This window comes from Staphylococcus sp. HMSC62D11 (assembly GCF_001839145.1).
GTDB classification, from domain to species: Bacteria; Bacillota; Bacilli; order Staphylococcales; family Staphylococcaceae; genus Staphylococcus; species Staphylococcus lugdunensis.
This window is the reverse complement of the sequence record NZ_KV840204.1, coordinates 17415-36305: the sequence shown is the minus strand read 5'-3', so window position 1 is coordinate 36305 and position 18891 is coordinate 17415. Positions and strand designations below refer to the sequence as shown.

General features: G+C 35.2%; 15 protein-coding genes. 1 reads left to right on the top strand and 14 read right to left on the bottom strand.

The window, feature by feature from the left end; translation table 11 throughout:
- Window positions 1-90: 90 nt before the first annotated feature.
- The 6 genes from mbcS to betB form a co-directional block, all read right to left on the bottom strand.
- Entirely contained in the window at window positions 91-1683 is a 1593-nt protein-coding gene (mbcS, locus tag HMPREF3267_RS11325; protein ID WP_070823903.1) for an acyl-CoA synthetase MbcS, read from the bottom strand.
- A gap of 636 nt (window positions 1684-2319) precedes the next feature.
- Complete coding sequence (locus HMPREF3267_RS11320) at window positions 2320-2769, bottom strand: antibiotic biosynthesis monooxygenase family protein (RefSeq protein WP_002492373.1); 450 nt, start codon at window positions 2767-2769, stop codon at window positions 2320-2322.
- Window positions 2759-3028 (bottom strand): YozE family protein, encoded by a 270-nt coding sequence (locus HMPREF3267_RS11315; protein ID WP_002460576.1) that lies wholly within the window; start codon window positions 3026-3028, stop codon window positions 2759-2761. The genes HMPREF3267_RS11320 and HMPREF3267_RS11315 overlap by 11 nt, the downstream gene beginning before the upstream one ends.
- Before the next feature lie 138 nt (window positions 3029-3166).
- On the bottom strand, window positions 3167-4345 hold the full coding sequence (locus tag HMPREF3267_RS11310) for a M20 family metallopeptidase (RefSeq protein WP_070823902.1): 1179 nt from the start codon (window positions 4343-4345) through the stop codon (window positions 3167-3169).
- A 247-nt stretch (window positions 4346-4592) separates the two neighbouring features.
- The gene (gene betA / locus HMPREF3267_RS11305) at window positions 4593-6299 is read right to left on the bottom strand and encodes a choline dehydrogenase (protein WP_062078170.1); all 1707 of its coding nucleotides are present in this window, start codon (window positions 6297-6299) and stop codon (window positions 4593-4595) included.
- A gap of 91 nt (window positions 6300-6390) precedes the next feature.
- Window positions 6391-7881 carry a betaine-aldehyde dehydrogenase gene (gene betB / locus HMPREF3267_RS11300; protein WP_002478543.1) on the bottom strand — a complete coding sequence of 497 codons (1491 nt, stop codon included), beginning with the start codon at window positions 7879-7881 and terminating at the stop codon, window positions 6391-6393.
- Between the two features lie 367 nt (window positions 7882-8248).
- Here betB and HMPREF3267_RS11295 point away from each other — a divergent pair, with 367 nt between their 5' ends.
- A complete protein-coding gene (locus HMPREF3267_RS11295) occupies window positions 8249-8809 on the top strand; it encodes a choline uptake/conversion transcriptional regulator CudC (RefSeq protein WP_002478542.1) in 561 nt (186 codons plus the stop codon).
- A 52-nt stretch (window positions 8810-8861) separates the two neighbouring features.
- Here the strand turns inward: HMPREF3267_RS11295 and HMPREF3267_RS11290 are convergent, their stop codons facing one another.
- From HMPREF3267_RS11290 to cysC, 8 genes are all read right to left on the bottom strand, one after another.
- Window positions 8862-10487, bottom strand: a complete 1626-nt coding sequence (locus tag HMPREF3267_RS11290; protein WP_070823901.1) for a BCCT family transporter — start codon at window positions 10485-10487, stop codon at window positions 8862-8864.
- Between the two features lie 863 nt (window positions 10488-11350).
- Entirely contained in the window at window positions 11351-12643 is a 1293-nt protein-coding gene (locus HMPREF3267_RS11285) for an anaerobic C4-dicarboxylate transporter family protein (RefSeq protein WP_002478540.1), read from the bottom strand.
- Between the two features lie 168 nt (window positions 12644-12811).
- Window positions 12812-12934, bottom strand: coding sequence for a hypothetical protein (locus HMPREF3267_RS12815; protein WP_002460586.1), 123 nt, complete (start codon window positions 12932-12934; stop codon window positions 12812-12814).
- Window positions 12935-12999: 65 nt separating this feature from the next.
- Entirely contained in the window at window positions 13000-13536 is a 537-nt protein-coding gene (gene nrdG, locus HMPREF3267_RS11280) for an anaerobic ribonucleoside-triphosphate reductase activating protein (RefSeq protein WP_002460588.1), read from the bottom strand.
- A gap of 1 nt (window position 13537) precedes the next feature.
- The gene (nrdD, locus tag HMPREF3267_RS11275; RefSeq protein WP_002492375.1) at window positions 13538-15385 is read right to left on the bottom strand and encodes an anaerobic ribonucleoside-triphosphate reductase; all 1848 of its coding nucleotides are present in this window, start codon (window positions 15383-15385) and stop codon (window positions 13538-13540) included.
- Window positions 15386-15582: 197 nt separating this feature from the next.
- Window positions 15583-16353 carry a CHAP domain-containing protein gene (locus tag HMPREF3267_RS11270; RefSeq protein WP_002478537.1) on the bottom strand — a complete coding sequence of 257 codons (771 nt, stop codon included), beginning with the start codon at window positions 16351-16353 and terminating at the stop codon, window positions 15583-15585.
- A gap of 400 nt (window positions 16354-16753) precedes the next feature.
- Complete coding sequence (locus HMPREF3267_RS11265; RefSeq protein WP_070823900.1) at window positions 16754-17974, bottom strand: ArgE/DapE family deacylase; 1221 nt, start codon at window positions 17972-17974, stop codon at window positions 16754-16756.
- Window positions 17975-18279: 305 nt separating this feature from the next.
- Window positions 18280-18879 carry an adenylyl-sulfate kinase gene (gene cysC / locus HMPREF3267_RS11260; RefSeq protein WP_002492470.1) on the bottom strand — a complete coding sequence of 200 codons (600 nt, stop codon included), beginning with the start codon at window positions 18877-18879 and terminating at the stop codon, window positions 18280-18282.
- Window positions 18880-18891 lie beyond the last annotated feature (12 nt).

Genomic DNA, 18891 nt, shown 5'->3' with positions numbered 1-18891 from the left:
CATACGCATAGCGTATGGTTTTCTTTTTATAATATAAAAAAACCGTAAAGCATGCTTCAACATCCTTTACGGTTAAGTTAATATAACAGTTTATTGTTTAAATTGTTGGTTGTACTTTTGACGTTCTGCATCACGCAATTCTACACGACGAATTTTTCCGGAATTGGTCTTTGGTAAATCTTCTACAAATTCAATCGCTCTAGGATATTTATATGGTGCAACGGTCTTTTTAGTAAAGTCTTGCAATGTTTTAACTAAGTCATCACTTGCTTTATAACCCTCATTTAAAATAACAAATGCTTTGACTATATTTCCACGTATTTCATGGGGACTGGCTACCACTGCACATTCTTTTACGGCTGGATGATGAGTTAATGCATCTTCTACTTCAAAAGGTCCAATCGTGTAACCAGAACTGATGATGATATCATCACTGCGTCCTTCAAACCAGAAATAACCATCTTCATCAATATGTGCTAAATCACCAGTGATATAATACTTCCCAGCATGTGCGGCTTTAGTTCGCGCTTCATCTTTATAATAACCTTTAAATAATGCTGGTAAATCTAGTGGTACAGCAATATTTCCTTTCACACCGAGAGCAACTTGGCGTCCTTCATCATCAACTACTGTTGTGTCACTACCTGGAATTGCTTTACCCATAGAACCTGGGCGTGGTTTTGTATCTTTTAAAAATCCAATCAATAATGTGCTCTCTGTTTGACCATAGCCATCACGAACAGTAAGCCCAAAGTGCGCTTCAAACTGATTAACAACCTCTTTATTTAAAGGCTCACCAGCTGATACTGCACTATGTAAATGATGAATATCATACTTATCTAAATTGGATAATTTAGCCATCATTCGATACTCTGTTGGCGTACAGCATAAGACATTAATCTTAAAATTTTGTAATAGCTCTAAGTACCGAGTAGGATTAAACTTGCCATTGTAAACAAATGCTGTAGCTCCTGACCCCATAATAGAAAGGAAAGGTGTCCATACCCATTTTTGCCAACCTGGTGCAGCGGTTGCCCACACCAAATCATCTTCTTTAATACTTAACCAATGCTTAGGTGCCATTTTCATATGAGCAAAACCCCAACCATGTGTATGTGTAACTGCTTTTGGATTCCCTGTTGTACCGGACGTATAAGATAGTATCGCAATATCATCTCGACTGGTTGGTGCCATATCTAATTCTTCACTTTGATTCAAGCGCTCGTCATCAATAGAAATCCATGCTTCATGGTGTCCTGCGACAACAAATTTAGTTAATGATGTATACTCCTCTATATTCAAAAACTCTTTAATAAATTCCGGCATAGTAATAACCGCATCTATTTCTCCGTGCGAAATACGATATTGCAAATCTTTAGTACGCAGCATTTCAGAACTTGGAATAATTGCAATACCGAGCTTTAATGCAGCGATATAAATTCTATATGTAGAGATTGACCGCGGCATCATGATTAAAATTTTATCTCCCTTTTTGAGACCATGATTTAACAGCACATGCCCGACTTGATTAGCTTGTTTCATTAAGTCTGCATAAGTTACCGCGATTGGGTCATTATGTCCATTTTCATAAATAATTGCATTTTTATCTTGGTCAGAAACATGTTTTTCAATTTCACTGACAATATTATATGTTTCTGGCGCTAATAAACTTGATTGTTTCATATCGTAACTTCCTTTCGCCTTCCAATGATATTATCTTATCAAACCCTATAATGCATTGAAAAAGTAAACACTTATGAAAGTGGTTTCATTATAAAAAAGTATAAAGTTGTTAAAATTAATTATAAAAATTCTGTGATGATCGATTTCTTTATAACAATGAATAGTTAAAAATTGTTCAGACTTCTATTTTCAATTCATAAAATAATTAGCTCTTCCCTTTTGAAATTTGAGAGCGAGACAACATTTATTACAAATTCGTAGTCCCGCCCCTGCAAAGTTGATAAGGATTGAAAACAGCTTGGTACCATCCCATTTTCAATTCAGTCAACTACCGCCAATATAGAGTTCATAGCTTAAAACATAATGATGTCCCAGACTCCGTGTATATGAAAATTAATTAAGAAAGATTATGAATCATGCTAACTTCTCAAACTTATCAACTCGTATTGTTTTACTACTTAGATATTGATATAAGAGATTATCTAATGCAGTAGCTCATAACTTTAATTACACTTTTTAAAAGAAATTTAATATTCTAAACAACAAAAATGACAATTTCTACTTTATTTTAATAGAAATTGCCATTTTTCGACTTACAGTGATTGATGTCCCACCTATTCAAGTCTGGTGACACTTTTATGAAGTATATCGTTCACATATAATCCCAATATGATAAGACAATTTGCGATTGACTAACCGTACGTCCGCACCTTGTGACGTGCCACGTTTTTGATGTGTCTGTGAATAGGCCGAAGATTGTTGCCAATTTTTAAACGATTGATGGTTCAACCATTGCGTAATGATGACATAATGCTGACCTTGTTCATTTGGGCGTAAAAAGCGTAGCGCTCTAAAACCAGGTACAGATGCTAAATGTTGTTGACGCTGTAAAAATTTTTGCTCAAATGCTCCTTCTTGTCCTTTATTCACATATAAATGATTTAACATACAATAGCCATTATCGATTAATTCATTTATAGACTCTAAAATCATATAATCAAAGTGCTGATGATTTTTATAAATGCGCATTGTTTGCGGCGAAGTGGCTTCTAAAGCATAATACGGTGCTTTTTCATTAATCTTCATTAACATTTTCCTTTGGTTCTGTCTTTATGTGATCTACTAAACTAAAGTGCACTGTTTGCTGTTCATATAAAGATAATGAACGCTTTACTGTTTCTAAATGTTCATCATCTAACTCAATCTCATCGATAAAATAGCTCAATATATTATCAGTTGTCTTCTCATGTTTAGGAAACTGACAATCCTTGTTTAAATAATGAGCTAATTCTCCTAGAGGCGTCTGGTCTCCGACAAAGTTCTGCATGTAATCATAAAAAGTCACACTTTCACCTCTTCATTAGTATGTATCCCCATACTAACACGTAAACAATAATAAAACATCATATATTTAACTATTTCCAATAAAAAGTTATAAATTTTTAAATTTAATTTAACAAATAGTTAATTTAAATTAAGATATCTATCCTTGTAAATAATCTAAAACAATTGTACCTACAGCTTCTGCAGCAACTAACATGGAAGATTCGTCGATATTAAATTTCGGATGATGATGCGGATATGCATGTCCTTCCTGTGGTGCAGCTCCTGAATATAAAAACGTACTTGGTAACGCTTGAGCATAATATGCGAAATCTTCTGATGGTGGTTGTGGTTCACATTCTTCTACGCCTATTACATCTGGTAATTGCGCTTGTCTTAATGTTTCAACAATATAAGATGTAAACTGAGGATCATTGTATAACGCGGGATAATCTGGTTGAAATTCAAAGTCATATTGAACATCAAATGATGTAGCTATACCTTGAACAATACGTTCAAGTTCATATTTAATCGTGTCCCGTGTGGCATCTGTTAAAGCACGAACATCTCCTTCGATTTCAACGGTATCTTTTATTACATTAAACTGACCTTTACCATCAAAGGATCCTATCGTCACAACGCCTGTTTCAAAAGGACTCAATCGTCTTGAAACTACATTTTGCGCTGTAGTGACGAAGTTAGCACCAGCGACAATCGCATCCTTAGCAGTATGAGGTGATGAGCCATGTCCACCTTCTCCGTGTATAGTTAATTTAAAATAAGCGCGTCCTGTTTGCGTATTACCTTCATGGTAATAAATTTTACCTGATGTCATATTCGTCATAACATGAATGCCTAAAACGTGATCAACACCTTCTAAAACACCGTCCTCAATCATACCTTTCGCACCACCTGGTGGCATTTCTTCTGCTGGCTGATGAATGACAACGACTTTACCACTAAATTGATCTTTCATTTCAATTAATGTTTCCGCTAGAACAAGCATATATGCCGTATGCGCATCATGACCACAAGCATGCATGACTCCTTCATTTTGGGAAGCATATGATAATCCAGTATCTTCTTGAATTGGTAACGCATCGAAGTCCGCACGAATGGCAATCGTTTTACCTGGTTTGCCACTATCAATGGTCACTTTTACACCATTAGGACCAACATTCGTTTGGACATCACACGCTTTGTCCTTATAGAATTCAGCAATATACTTAGGCGTTTCTGTTTCATGGAATGATAATTCTGGATGTTCATGTAAATATCGACGTATATCAATCATACGTTGCTCTTTTGCTTTTAAACGTTCAACTAATGTTCCCCCCATATTCACCACTCCTTTTATTATTTATAAGTCCATTATAAATCTTTCACAATAAGATTTGTTGTGACACACACTCAAGTAATTTTATAAGTATAAAAAAAGCAGGACTGAAATCTAATTTTAAAGATTTCATTATCCTGCATCATCTGCTTTGCTTGTGGAAATGCTTGTAGCATCTCTCTATGCTGGGGGCCACCCCAATTTGCTCTACTTGTCAAATTTCTTGTCGAAATTCTCTCTGCTGGCCTCATTAGTATGGGTAGTATGGATTGTGTTCCATTGCACCATCGTTGGGGTCGTGTTTGCCATGGATGTAATAATCTACGTATTGTGGTTCTAATGGTTTTTTGCCGCGAATGATATCTGCTGCTTTTTCGGCAAGCATAAGTACCGGTGCGTGAATGTTTCCATTTGTAGTTCTTGGCATTGCTGAAGCATCCACGACGCGCAAATTCTCCATGCCATGGACTTTCATTGTTAGTGGATCTACAACTGCCATTGGATCTGTTGCCGGCCCCATTTTTGCACTGCATGATGGGTGTAATGCTGTTTCACCATCTTTACGCACCCAGTCCAATATTTCTTCATCTGTTTGTACAGATGGTCCCGGAGAAATTTCACCACCATTAAATGAATCCATCGCTTTTTGGGATAAAATATTACGCGCTACACGAATCGCTTCTACCCATTCTTGTTCATCTTCTTTTGTTGAAAGATAGTTAAACACGATACTTGGCTTTTCAAATGGATCTTTAGATTTAATCTTTAAGCTGCCACGTGAGTTTGAATACATTGGTCCTACATGTACTTGATAACCATGAGCAACTGGTGCTTTTTGTCCGTCATATCTTACAGCAATTGGTAAGAAATGGAACATTAAGTTAGGATAGGCAACTTGATCATTTGATCTAACAAAGGCACCACCCTCAAAGTGATTGGAAGCTGCTGCACCTTTTCGTGCAAAAATCCATTGCAAACCAATCCATGGCATGCGTTTAACATCTAAACTAGGTTGTAAAGAGACTTGTTCTTTACATTCATGTTGAATATAAACTTCTAAATGGTCTTCAAAGTTTTCTCCAACACCCGGTAAATGCATGCGTGGCTCAATGCCTTTTGATTTTAAGAAGTCCGCATCTCCTATACCAGATAATTGTAATAACTGTGGTGTGTTAAAAGCACCACCTGATAAAATCACTTCTCCTGCATTTACAGTATGATTTTTTCCATTACGTTTGAACGTTACACCGGTAGCTTTATTACCTTCAAAGTGTAATTCAGTGACGAAAGCACGTGTCTTAACCGTTAAATTCTTACGCTTCATTGCTGGTCTTAAGTATGCTCTTGATGCAGACATACGTCGACCATGATGGACTTGACTATCGAATGGACCGAATCCTTCTTGTCTAAAACCATTGACGTCCTCTGTCTTGTGATAACCCGCTTCAACACCTGCGTTAAAAAATGATTTGAAAAGAGGATTTGTTGCTGGTCCTCGCTTTAATTTTATTGGTCCTTGATGTCCTCTAAATTGATCATGTGGTGCTGCTCCAAAGGTTTTTTCTAATTTTTTAAAATAAGGTAAACAGTGCGCAAAATCCCAAGATTCCATACCTTCAGGTTCTGCCCAACCTTCGTAATCTAATGGATTGCCTCGTTGATAAATCATTCCATTGATAGAGCTTGAGCCGCCTAAGACTTTACCACGCGCATGGTCTACTTTACGTCCCATATGTGGTTCTTCTTCTGTTTGATATCTCCAATCATAGAATGGATTACCTGAAGGAAACATTAATGCTGCTGGCATTTGTATAAATAAATCCCAGGGATAGTCACTACGGCCTGCTTCTAATACAAGTACATTTTTATCTTTATCCTCAGATAAACGCGCACCTAATACAGAACCTGCACTTCCACCACCAATAATGACATAATCATATGACTTGTTTTCACTCATGTTAATTTCGTCCTCCCTTATAAAATAAAATGATGTGTCTCTCGCATATATAAGTTTGTTTTAACTTTATTTACAATGTATGAACGCTCTTTTATTTACTAAAGAAATTGATTGGTTCTGGCTTCGTATTCGTTAAAATATGTTTACTGATTAAATATTCTTCTAATCCTTCTTTACCTAATTCGCGACCAATACCTGATTGTTTAAAACCACCCCATGGTGCTTGAGCAAAGTAAGGATGGAAATCATTTATCCACACTGTACCTAATTTAAGTTTATTAGCCACACGCTGTGCTTTACCTAAATCTTTTGTGAATACGGCACCAGCTAAGCCATAAATTGAGTCATTAGCTAATTCTATAACTTCTTCTTCGCTATCAAATCCCTCAATAGTCACAACAGGTCCAAAGACTTCTTCTTGAACAATACGCATTGATGTATCGCAATTTGTGATAACTGTTGGTTCAAAGAATAACCCATTTTGTAGGTCTTCTCTATCGGGACGTTTGCCGCCAATAGCAATTGTAGCGCCCTCTTTTTTAGCAATTTCCATATAGCTTTCAATTTTGTCACGATGTTCTGTAGAGATAACTGGCCCCATTTCAGTATCATCATCGAAGCCGTTCCCTAATTTAATTTTGCCTACACGATCAATAAGTGCTTTTTCAAAATCACCTTTGATATCGTTATGAACTAAAATACGTGATCCAGCTGAACAAACTTGGCCTGCATGGAAGTAACCACCATTTAATGCTTGATCTACCGCTAAGTCGAAGTCAGCATCAGCAAAAATAATATTAGGGTTCTTACCACCCAGTTCTAATGCTATGTTCGTTACATTATTCGCAGCATTTTTCATAATGTGTTTTCCGGTCTCAATTCCGCCTGTAAATGAAACTAGATCCACTTCTTTATGACCCGATAATGTGTCCCCTACTTCTTCACCACTACTAAGTATCAAATTAATCACGCCTTTAGGGAAACCAACTTCTTCCATTAATTCAAATACTCTAATTGTAGTCAATGGTGTAATTTCACTTGGTTTCATTACAAGCGAACAACCAGTTGCTAATGCTGGCGCAATTTTCCAAGACGCTTGTAATAAAGGATAATTCCAAGGTGTAATTTGAGTGACAACACCAACAGGTTCTTTAACAACTTTACTTTCAGTGTTTGGAATTGGCGTATTGATAATCTCTCCACCGTCTTTATCAGCTAATCCAGCAAAATAGTTAAAGACATTAGCAATATCATCCATATCTGCATATGACTCTCCTAGTGTTTTACCTGTATCTAGTGTTTCTAATTGAGCTAACTCATCACGATGTTCCGTAATTTTGTCAGCAATAGCTCTAACTTTTTTCCCTCTGACTTCACTTGTTTCTAATGACCATTCGCCATCTTCAAATGCACGACGCGCTGCTAAAATAGCTTGTTCGGCATCTTCAGCTGTACCTTCTGTTACGGTAAAAACAACCTCTTGATTATAAGGATTGATAATTTCTCTTGTATTTTTATTTGAGCTTTCAACCCATTTACCATCGATATATTGACGCTGCGACAATTTTTCTACAAGTTTCATCAAACGACCTCCGTTAAGTTTGTTAAATTTATATTTAACGAATTTTATAAACATATGCTAGCATATGTGAAAATTTAATGTCAAATTTCATGATATTGTCATAATTTTCATCTAGAGTTTAGGACATAATGATGTTTTAGACTATGAGCGATATATTGGCAGTAGTTGACTGGATTAAAAATACGCTGATACCAAGCTTTTTTCAATTCTAGTCAACCTTGCCGGGGCAGAACTACGAATTCATAATGAATGCTGTCCTGCTTCTATCTTTTTAAAGTGATTGAAAAATTTTCTATAATGTGCAAGTATGAATTGGTAATATCTAACAGTGAATGCAGCTAATGAACTGGATAATGGAGGTGAGCGTATGGTACATTCACAGTCAAATGAAGAAAAATTAGAAGCTGCTAAAGATTTAGTCATTAATTCTATTGGGCAAACTATGGACTTGTATGGCACAAATCGCAGCGTCGGAAATTTGTTTGGGACAATGGTCTTCGAAGGTAGCATGACATTAGATGAAATGCGTGAACATCTTCAGATGAGCAAACCAAGTATGAGTGCAGGTGTCAAGAAGCTTCAAGAATTCGATTTAGTGAAACAACAGTTTACGCGAGGCAGTCGAAAACAACATTTTATCGCAGAAAAAGACTTTTTTACCTTTTTCCGCAATTTCTTCACTAAAAAATGGGAGCGTGAAGTCGACACTAATATGGCAGCAATTATTGAAGCCGAAAAAATCATTACTTCAGTGCTAAATGATGAGGCAATTGATGATGAAATTAAGCAAGATGCGCTTAATATTGAGCAGCAATTGAAACATACAAAAATATATTGTCAGTGGTTGTCAAACTTAACTACAGCATTAGAAACTGGCGAAATATTTGACTACTTTCCTATTCCAAACAGCCAAGAAAACAATAATTAAACAAAAAACGTCTATGATCTTTATCAGCTGATCATAGACGTTTTTGCATATATTATAAATTATCGTCTTCGTCATTATTCTCTCTTACTTGAACGATACGCAATGAACGACGTTCTACTTCTTTCAATTTATCCGCACGAGTTTCCAGTTTAATTCTATCTTTACTCAAGGTAATAATAAACGATACCATCATGCAAATAAAGATGACAATCAGTGGCACACTGGCTAATATTGACGCAGTTTTTAGCACCTCTAACGCACGTTCGCCACCCACTAGCATGAGTGAAAATGGTAATAAGCATAATGCAAAAGCCCAGAATAAACGATTCGCTTTTAATGGTTCACCTAATACTTTCTTCTGTGTTGCTGCCGCTAAAATGTACGACCCAGAATCAAATGTCGTTGCTAAGAATAAAAACGCAGAAAGCAAGAATAAGACAATGACTGTTGTTGGAAAAGGTAATTGATGCATTACTTCGATAATCGTCGCTTCAGTACCATGACTATTTAAATATTGAATAACGTTGAATTGTTCAGAAATTTGTAGGTATACTGCGTAGTTTCCAAATATACCAAAGAACAACACACATCCTAATGTTCCATAAACAATCGTACCTAATATGACTTCTTTTAGTCTTCTACCTTTAGAAATCCGCGCAATAAAGAGTCCAATAAATGGTGCGTAAACAAGCCACCATGACCAATAGAAAATCGTCCAATCTTGAGGGAAATTCGTTTCTTTACGTCCTTTAATTCCACCAAATGGTTCCATCCATGTTGCCATGTGGAAAAAGTCACGTAACATATTACCAAACCCTGTAATTGTTGTTTCCATAATAAAGATGGTTGGCCCAACGATAAACACAAATCCTAATAATAAAAATGATAACCATACATTGACATCACTTAATTTTTGAATACCCTTTTTTAAACCTGTATATGAACTAATAGCAAAGATCACTGTAATTGTGAAAAGGATAATTGATCGTAGCACCATATTTTGTCCATCAAGTCCAGTTAATTTTTCAACGCCAGCTGAGATCATTGGTACACCAAGCGCTAATGATGTTGCAGCTCCTCCTAACAAACCGAAGATAAAGAGTACATCTACAAGCTTACCTAAAAACTTGTCTGTCTGACCTTTGAGCACAGGACGACACGCTTGGCTAATTTTATAAATTGGTTGCTTTTTTACAAAGACCAAGTATCCAATCGGAAGTGCTGGCAAGACATAAATTGCCCAAGCAATTGGTCCCCAATGGAACATACCATACTGTGTCGCAAACGTTAATGCTTGATCTGACATTGGTTTCGCTCTATTTGGAGGCACTTGATAATAATATGCCCATTCAATAACACCCCAGTATAAAATATCAGAACCTATACCTGCACAAAACAGCATAGATGCCCAACTGAAATTGCTGAACTCTGGCTTATCACTTGCTTTACCCAAAGTGACATTCCCATATTTACCAAATGCTATGTAAAGTACGAAACATAAAATTGCAAGTCCAATAAATAAATATAAGGAACCTATAGAATTAGAAATAGCACTATTAATATCTGTAATGACCTTTTCACTTGCAGACGGAAAAGCCATCATTGGAATGACTGCTAACAATAAAATGACTACCGTACCTATAAAGGTAGGCCAATCCATTATTTTCTCTTTTTTCAATGTTGATCCTCCTTTAGTATCGATAAAGATTGAAACTTTGAAAATATGGTTATCAAACAAATTGTTATTAATTCACAAAATTGACAATATCTAAAAAAACATAATAATGCAAATTCAATACAAAATTATAGTTAGTAATAAGTGAATAATTATATATTATGTCATTTTACAAGCAGAGAGAACATTGCCAAAATAACAGTGTTAAGTTTGGATTTAACAAACTAAACGCTCAATGCCTATGCTTTTATTTGAATTAATATACATATTTAGTGAATATATATTTATTTTCAAATCGTACTTTATTGATAAAAAATGAGACTGAAACATCGATTTCTCTGACAAGATAAGGAAAAATCTGTAGTATAAATGAAATGGGTTAAAATTAAAACGCAAAAATTTTCTTCAAATATGGTTTCCACAATATCATAAATATGGTAAGAGGTATTAAAACTGAAGATTTTTATTGGTAGCGTACATATTGAGTTATGTTATTTTTTCAAAAATATTTTAAATATTAATAAGTCATATTTATGGCAAGACTCCGAGAATACATCCCCCAACAGAAAAAATGCAAAGCACATTTCGCCAAGCAAAGCAAGTTGGGGTTAAGAAGCTTTCTCCTAAGCTAGCGAGCCCAAAATTCAAAGTACTGTAAAAAATAACTGTATAGGACATCATTATATTTTAGACTATGAGCGATATATATTGGCAGTAGTTGACTGGATTGAAAATACCCTTATACCAAGCTTTTTTCAATCCCAGTCAACCTTGCAAGGGCGAAACTAGGAATTCATTATGAATTCTGTCTCGCTCACTATTTTTCCTAGGCATAATGTTCTAGATTCGTAAATAATTTACTACTATTAATAACCTAATATTGCTTTAATTGAAAAACCAATAAGCACTGACACCGTAATCATAAAGAATCCAGGAATAATAAAGCTGGTCACTTTAGTACGCTTCGTTTCATCTAAATCAACTGCAAAGAGTAAAGTAGGTTGTGCTGGGATGACAAAGTTCACATTTATCGTTTGCACCATAGCAACAAAAAACATTGGTGGGATACCTATACTAAGAACAATAGGAAACATAATCGAAGCTGTTGCAGTCTGTGATATAACAACTATCGCTACAATAGAGACTAAAAGAATAACTAACCATGGTGCTACTTGAATCACAGCACCTACATCTTCCTTTAAAATTTTTAAATTTTGAGGTGCATTAAATACCGTGGCACCTAACCATCCAGGTCCAAGAACCGCAAATAAAGCACCTATAGCTGATTGTGTAATGTGTGATGATAAGATATCCGTCGTATCAATTTTATTTAATAATAGATTAATCGCAGCAGCTAAATACATAAAGAATTGAACAATTTCAGTCATCGTTACTTCTACTGACTTACCATCTATATTAAAGCTTGGCATCAATTGCGGAAAAATTCCAAATGTTAATATCCCGACTACACATAATAAGAAACTAGCCACACCAAGTTTTACTTTTGATGGAAACGTGGTTGGTACTTTGACTTCTAAATCTTTCAATTCAAAGCGTTGTGCTTGTTCTTTTTTACGTCCAGCCAAAGTACAAAATACACTTAATAGCAACATTGTCAAAATTGCTGTAGGAAAAACAACACTTAAATATTTGCCCATGCTAATGTCATAACCTGCTAACACCGAGATGATATAAGCTGTAGCTGCAGCTGCAGGACTACATAGCAATGCTAAGTTTGCTGTCAATACAGAGGCAATCAAAGGGCGTCTAGGTTGAATACCTGCTTTCATTGCTGTTTTCGCAATAATCGGTTCTAATGATAAAGCAATATTCGCAGTACCAATACCAAAAACAAAGATAAAGACAATAATCGGTGAGATAAAAATAATAGATTTTGGATATTTTTCAATCACTTTAGAAGCTAGATATACTAAATAATCTATACCGCCTGTTGACTGGAGTGTACCCCCAGCAATACCAATAGAAAGAATAATTAAGACTGCTGTAACTGGGGCAGATCCAGGAGGTAATTGAAAAACAAATATCATAATGAGTTGCGCCACAATTGCGAAAATACCACAACCTAAAGCGCCTGCAGTTCGTAATCCTAATAAAATAGCTGCAATCATAATTCCTATTTCTATGGCAAAAAGAATCATAATCTTAACTCCTAACACAATTTCTTTGTGATATTTTTAACATTAAATATTTTATCACTATAGAATGCAAAAAGTATACAAAAATGTATATATATTTGTCTTATAATAACTTAAATTGTGACAAAAATAAAAGAGATGCGTCACTTCGACGCTATCCCTCTTAAATATTTATTTATTTTGTGATGATTGTTTTTTCTGGCGCTGTTTGCGATAGTGACGTTCTTCTAATATTGAACCAACAATCAAACCAATAGCTATGAGCCATTGCCCGATGATGATGATTAACTTCATATACATCACTCCTATGCACCTTAACTCATGCACTTATACTATTTATCTTCCCTATTACTTTATGTTTAATCTTCTACATAAATGACTGGGGTTCCTTTTTTTAAGGATGCTGGAACATTAATGACACGTTGATTTAATGAACCTTTATAAGCTAAATTAGGTTGAAATAGCGCTTGTATAAATGGGCCGTCTACTAAGACATCAATCAAAGATAATAGTTGATATCTTATTCCTGCATCATGACTTAAATATTCATACAAAAATCCTGTCCATACCCACAATGATTTGCGGTGTCCAAACTTTTGACGAAAGGCACGAGCAACTTTCAAGGTAATATCAACATTACAAAATGGTTCACCACCGAGTATACTCAATCCAGCAATATAGTCCGGTTCACAGTAGTGCAAAATTGCTTCAAGCGTTTCATCATTAAAGGGTTCGCCGTAAGTAAAACGTTGAGCAGCTACATTGTAACATCCTTCGCATAGAAAGGGACAACCTGATACATACATGCTGACGCGAACGCCTTCACCATCAACAAAACTATGTTGTTCAATTTTGGCAATATAACCACGACCTTCTGTAACGTCAAGTACACTCATTTTATTTTGGTTCCTTCATATGTTTAACTCTTGCGCAAATTTCTTTTTGACGTCCTTCAATCACAGGTCGTTGTACTGGATTTCCTAAATAACCACATGTTCGTTTGACCACATCTACTGTTTTAGGATCATGATTACCACAATGTGGACATGTATATCCTTGAGCAGTTGTTTCAAAATCTCCTTCATAGCCACATTCATAACAACGATCAATTGGTATATTTGTTCCTAAATAACCAACTTTATCGTAGGCATAGTCCCAAACCGCTTCAAGCGCCTTTAAATTATGATTTAATTTTGGATATTCGCAATAGTGAATAAATCCACCGCTTGCGTAGTATGGATAATCCTTTTCGAAATCTATTTTTTCAAAAGGTGTAACATCTTTTCGCACATCATAATGAAATGAATTTTGATAGTACCCTTTATCCGTAATATCTGGTATAGAGCCAAATCGTTCATAATCTAAGCGGCAAAAACGGTCTGTCAATGATTCGCTCGGTGTACTATAAATACTGAACCAAACGTCCGTCTCTTCCGTCCATTCTAATTGATAATCCTTCATTTCTTTTAATATATCTAATGTAAAGGCCTTGGCATCTGGATTTGTTTCCCAGTTTGGACCATAAAATACAGTAGCTGCTTCGTATAACCCAATATAACCCATAGAAATCGTAGCACGGCGATGTTTAAATAAATCTGTAACATCTTCACCTTCTTGTAATTTATATTTAAAGGCGCCACTTTTATACAAAATCGGAGCATTTTCAGGAACCGCTTGTGCAACACGCTCAATACGATAAAGTAAGGCTTCATGTAAAATATCCATACGCTCATGGAAAAGTCGCCAAAACGTTAACTTATCGCCTTGAGACTCAATCGCAATACGCGGAATATTTAATGTTACGACACCTAAATTACATCGACCACTATTCTCAAATTGCCCTTGAGCATCACGCCAAGCTGGTAAAAATGAACGACAACCCATAGGTGCTTTAAAATCACCTAAAATATCAACCAGTGTATCGTAGTTTAAAACATCTGGGTACATGCGTTTCGTTGAGCATTTTAAAGCGAGTTGCTTAACGTCATAATTAGGGTCTTCTTCGCTAAAATTAACGCCTTTTTTTATAGTAAAGACTAATTTGGGAAAGATTGCAGTAATTCTATTTTTACCTAGTCCTTTGATACGTGTGTTCAAAATTGCCTGTTGAATTTTTCGACTTAGTTTATCTGTTCCTAAACCAAATCCAAGTGTTACAAATGGCGTTTGACCGTTTGATGTGTACAATGTGTTTATTTCATACTCTAAACTTTCTATAGCATCATTAACATCTTTAGTTACTTGTTGATCTACATAATCTTCTATAGCATCTGCTCTAACAAATGTTTCAGCAACTTTGCGGTGATGTGCTTCATTATGTCGTGCATATGTACTAAGTAATTCATCAACACGGTCGACCGTGCAGCCACCATATTGGCTACTAGAAACATTGGCAATAATTTGTACAAGTTGTGCGGACGCCGTTTGAATTGATTTCGGTGTAGTGACATTGGCGTTCCCAATCTCAAACCCATGCTGTAACATTGATGTTGCATCAATTAAACAGCAGTTTGTTAAAGGTTGGAATGGGTGATAATCTAAATCATGAAAATGTATATCTCCATTCTTATGTGCTTGTGCGACTCTTTTAGGTAATAAATGTTGTAATGCATATGACTTTGAAACGACACCTGCTGTTAAATCACGCATCGTTGAAAATGTATTGCTATCTTTATTGGCATTCTCATTTACAATTGCTGGATCTTTGGTAATGAGACCTTGTAATTCAGCTTCAAGTTGTTTCATAAAAATCATTCCATTTCTATATATAGTACTTATATTAAACTTATAACACTATATATAGTATTTCAAATAAAAACCCACATGTTAACATAACTGTCAAAGAGTTGTTAATAATCCTTGAACTTTGAGCAGCAGACAATAAAAAATCCTACAATATTGTTGAAGCGCAATATTGTAGGATGAACCGTTCAAATAGTTGATTATGAGATGTAATTGTAAGAGCTTGCTTGACTTGCTGAAATTGTACGTGTAGAGACAACGCCAGGTCCGCCATTGTAATTCATTTCTGATACTTTAACTGAACCATCACTATTGACTTTTTCAACATAAGCGACATGACCATATGCACCTTGTGATGTTTGCATTACCGCACCTTGTTTTGGTGAATTGCTAACATTATAGCCTTCTGATGCAGCTGCGCTAGCCCAGTTACTTGCGTTACCCCATGTAGAGCCAATTTTTCCGCCTACTTTATCAAAAACGTAATACGTACATTGACCTGCTGTGTATAGGTTTGAGCTTGATCCTGATTTACCTGAAAATGCTGAACCACCACTAGTATTTGAAGCATGACTTGATGGTGCTTGTGTAGTTGTTACTTTAACATTTCTATCAGAAGTTGAATAGCTAGCACCTAATCCGCCACCATTGTTTGCGTGATATGCTTGAGTTTGTGGCTGATAGTTTTGACTATATTGCGTATTGTAGTTGTAGTTTTGAGTGCCTGCTGTGTTTGTATAATTATATGAATAATATTGACCTTGTTGTGCTTGGTTTGGACTCCAATTACCTTGCCAAGTGTAGTGATAATTACCTTGTTGGTCAATTGTATATGAATAGCTATAAGAATATGGATCATTTGGATTATAACCATTATTGTTTTGTTCAGCAGCGTGTGCGTCATGACCTCCTGCGAGTGCAATTGTTGCAAATCCTGCTGTTGCGATTGTAGCTGTAGCGATCTTTTTCATAATTAAATATCCTCCTAAATTCATTTAAATAATGATTTCTTTATCTCGTGGCTACCTTCAAGTTACAAAACATGATTAATTTTTTGATTAATTTTTTTCTCGTTGTTTCAACGACAAATCACACTCTATCAGAAAAATAAGCTGCTGTGTGCGTTGTTAATATTTTGTAAAAGAATCATAATAAACAGTCGTTCGATGTAAAACTCATAGCTATTTTGTAACAATCTCTAACAACGATGATGTTGGGGATGATAGACATCATAATCAACAGATTATTACATTTGTTGTAATAAAACTGATAATTGCTTTCACGTTAATGACATCAAAAACAATTAAATTTATTCATAAAAAAACTATGAAGACATTTATTATCAAATGTTTCTTCATAGTTAAGTTTCTTTTAATTACTCTTTTTGTTTAAATAATCAACAATGACATGTTGATACAAATCAATAAAATCTAAATAATGCTGTTTATCTATATATTCATTCGCTCGATGTGCTTGTCGCATAAAACCAGGACCGATAATGGTTAAGTCTACATTATCTATATCTTTTAATAATTCTGATGCATCTGTCGCACCAACAAGTGCTGTAACTGTTAAATCATCTTTATATTCAGTAAATGACTTCACTAACAAATTATCCTTATTACTATAAACAGGCGCATGATTCGTAGTGATTTCCATTGATAATTGTGCCTGATCCACTTCTTCCAAAGTTTCTTCAAACAATTGTATGATTGCTTCATTATCATATTCTGGAATTGTACGTATATTAAATTCTGCATATGCACTTTCAGGTACTGTATTAAACTGTTCCCCACCATAAATAATTGAGTTAACTATAACTAAACCCTCAGCAACATTTTCTAATTTTCTGAGCTCCTTATCATTAAACTTATCACCAAAGTAATCTTTAATTAGCGGTGATACGTCTAATGAATGTTTATTATCATTATTTTTAATATCTTCATATTTTTCTTTGATTTTTTGTATATATCTAATCATGTCATCTATCGCATTATGTCCTAAATTAGGTAACGAACTATGCGCGGCAACACCCTTAGCCTTAATTTTAATACCCATTGAACCTTTGTTAGCATAGTTTATATAATGATCACTTGGTTCACCAATAATCAATCCATCCAAATCATCAACGTAACCTTTATCACGAAATAACATTGACCCTGACATTTCTTTTTCTTCAGCTGCTGTTGCTAAAAGACGGATGGTACCTTGTTGTAACAAATTAGAAGCTTTTATTTCTATCATAGCAATGACTAACGCAGCAAGGCCGCCCTTCATATCAGATGTACCACGCCCATATAATTTCCCATCTTCTTCATGTAATTCAAACGGGGGGTACATCCATTGCGCTTTATCACCTGCGTCTACAACATCCATATGTCCAGATATACCAATGACAGGTCTACCTGACCCAATTTCAGCTACTAAATTTGAACGTTTACCTTCAATTTCAATTATTTTTGATTCAATATCATAACGTTGTAGTAATTCTTTCAAATAGTAGCAAACCTCGATTTCATTATTATTCTCTGTATTGATATTAACGATGTCTGCTAAAATATCTATTCTTTCCTGTTCAGACAAAACAGTCATTCATATCGCCTCTTCTAACTTTAATTTAACGTTTCTTAAATTATTCACACTATGCTTTTTTTCTAAACATTTTTCATGTGTGCCTAACTTATATGACAACACGTTTTGTAACAATCTTATTTCTATAATTCATTATCTTTGTAATTGACAGATTTTCAATTTCATCACATGTTCAGCAATAATGCATTTTTAAACACGTTAGTACAAATGAATCCATCAGTAAATGATAATACTTTATGATGTTATTTCTCATTCCATAAACAAAGCATAGAAAGTAAACTGGCTTACTCTCTATGCTTCACTTATTAAAGATATTTATTATCTGTCAAATAATTAAGAATGTGTGCTACAGCTTGTTCTACACTTTGCTGTTCAGTATTAATTGTAATTTCTGGATGATTCGGTGCTTCATAAGGCGCGCTAATACCGGTAAATTCTTTGATTTCCCCTGAACGTGCTTTTGCATATAAACCTTTAGGATCTCGCTTTTCACATTCTTCAACACTACATTGGGTATAAACTTCAATAAATTCCCCATCTTCTAATATATTCCTTACGTCATCACGGTCGACACGATATGGAGAAATAAAGGCTGTGATTGCAATCGTCCCTGCATCAACAAGCAGTTTACTGACTTCACCAATGCGTCGAATATTCTCTTTACGATCCTCTGGACTGAAGCCTAAATTCTTGTTTAGACCGTGTCGCACATTGTCTCCATCTAAACGATAAGCATGTTTTCCTAATTCAAACAAAGCTTGCTCTAATGCGACAGACACTGTTGACTTTCCAGAACCAGATAGTCCGGTAAACCAAATGACTGCACTTTTATGACCATTTTGCTTTTGTCTATCTGCTTTTGTTACTTCTGAATCGTGCCATGTAATATGACTTGATTGACTCATGTTACTTCCCCC

Bases quoted from the DNA above. Each gene is read 5' to 3' on its own strand.
- mbcS (WP_070823903.1), bottom strand. From the start codon at position 1,683: ATGAAACAATCAAGTTTATTAGCGCCAGAAACATATAATATTGTCAGT.
- HMPREF3267_RS11320 (WP_002492373.1), bottom strand. From the start codon at position 2,769: ATGAAGATTAATGAAAAAGCACCGTATTATGCTTTAGAAGCCACTTCG.
- HMPREF3267_RS11310 (WP_070823902.1), bottom strand. From the start codon at position 4,345: ATGGGGGGAACATTAGTTGAACGTTTAAAAGCAAAAGAGCAACGTATG.
- betA (WP_062078170.1), bottom strand. From the start codon at position 6,299: ATGAGTGAAAACAAGTCATATGATTATGTCATTATTGGTGGTGGAAGT.
- betB (WP_002478543.1), bottom strand. From the start codon at position 7,881: ATGAAACTTGTAGAAAAATTGTCGCAGCGTCAATATATCGATGGTAAA.
- HMPREF3267_RS11295 (WP_002478542.1), top strand. From the start codon at position 8,249: ATGGTACATTCACAGTCAAATGAAGAAAAATTAGAAGCTGCTAAAGAT.
- HMPREF3267_RS11285 (WP_002478540.1), bottom strand. From the start codon at position 12,643: ATGATTCTTTTTGCCATAGAAATAGGAATTATGATTGCAGCTATTTTA.
- HMPREF3267_RS12815 (WP_002460586.1), bottom strand. From the start codon at position 12,934: ATGAAGTTAATCATCATCATCGGGCAATGGCTCATAGCTATTGGTTTG.
- nrdG (WP_002460588.1), bottom strand. From the start codon at position 13,536: ATGAGTGTACTTGACGTTACAGAAGGTCGTGGTTATATTGCCAAAATT.
- nrdD (WP_002492375.1), bottom strand. From the start codon at position 15,385: ATGAAACAACTTGAAGCTGAATTACAAGGTCTCATTACCAAAGATCCA.
- HMPREF3267_RS11270 (WP_002478537.1), bottom strand. From the start codon at position 16,353: ATGAAAAAGATCGCTACAGCTACAATCGCAACAGCAGGATTTGCAACA.
- HMPREF3267_RS11265 (WP_070823900.1), bottom strand. From the start codon at position 17,974: ATGACTGTTTTGTCTGAACAGGAAAGAATAGATATTTTAGCAGACATC.
- cysC (WP_002492470.1), bottom strand. From the start codon at position 18,879: ATGAGTCAATCAAGTCATATTACATGGCACGATTCAGAAGTAACAAAA.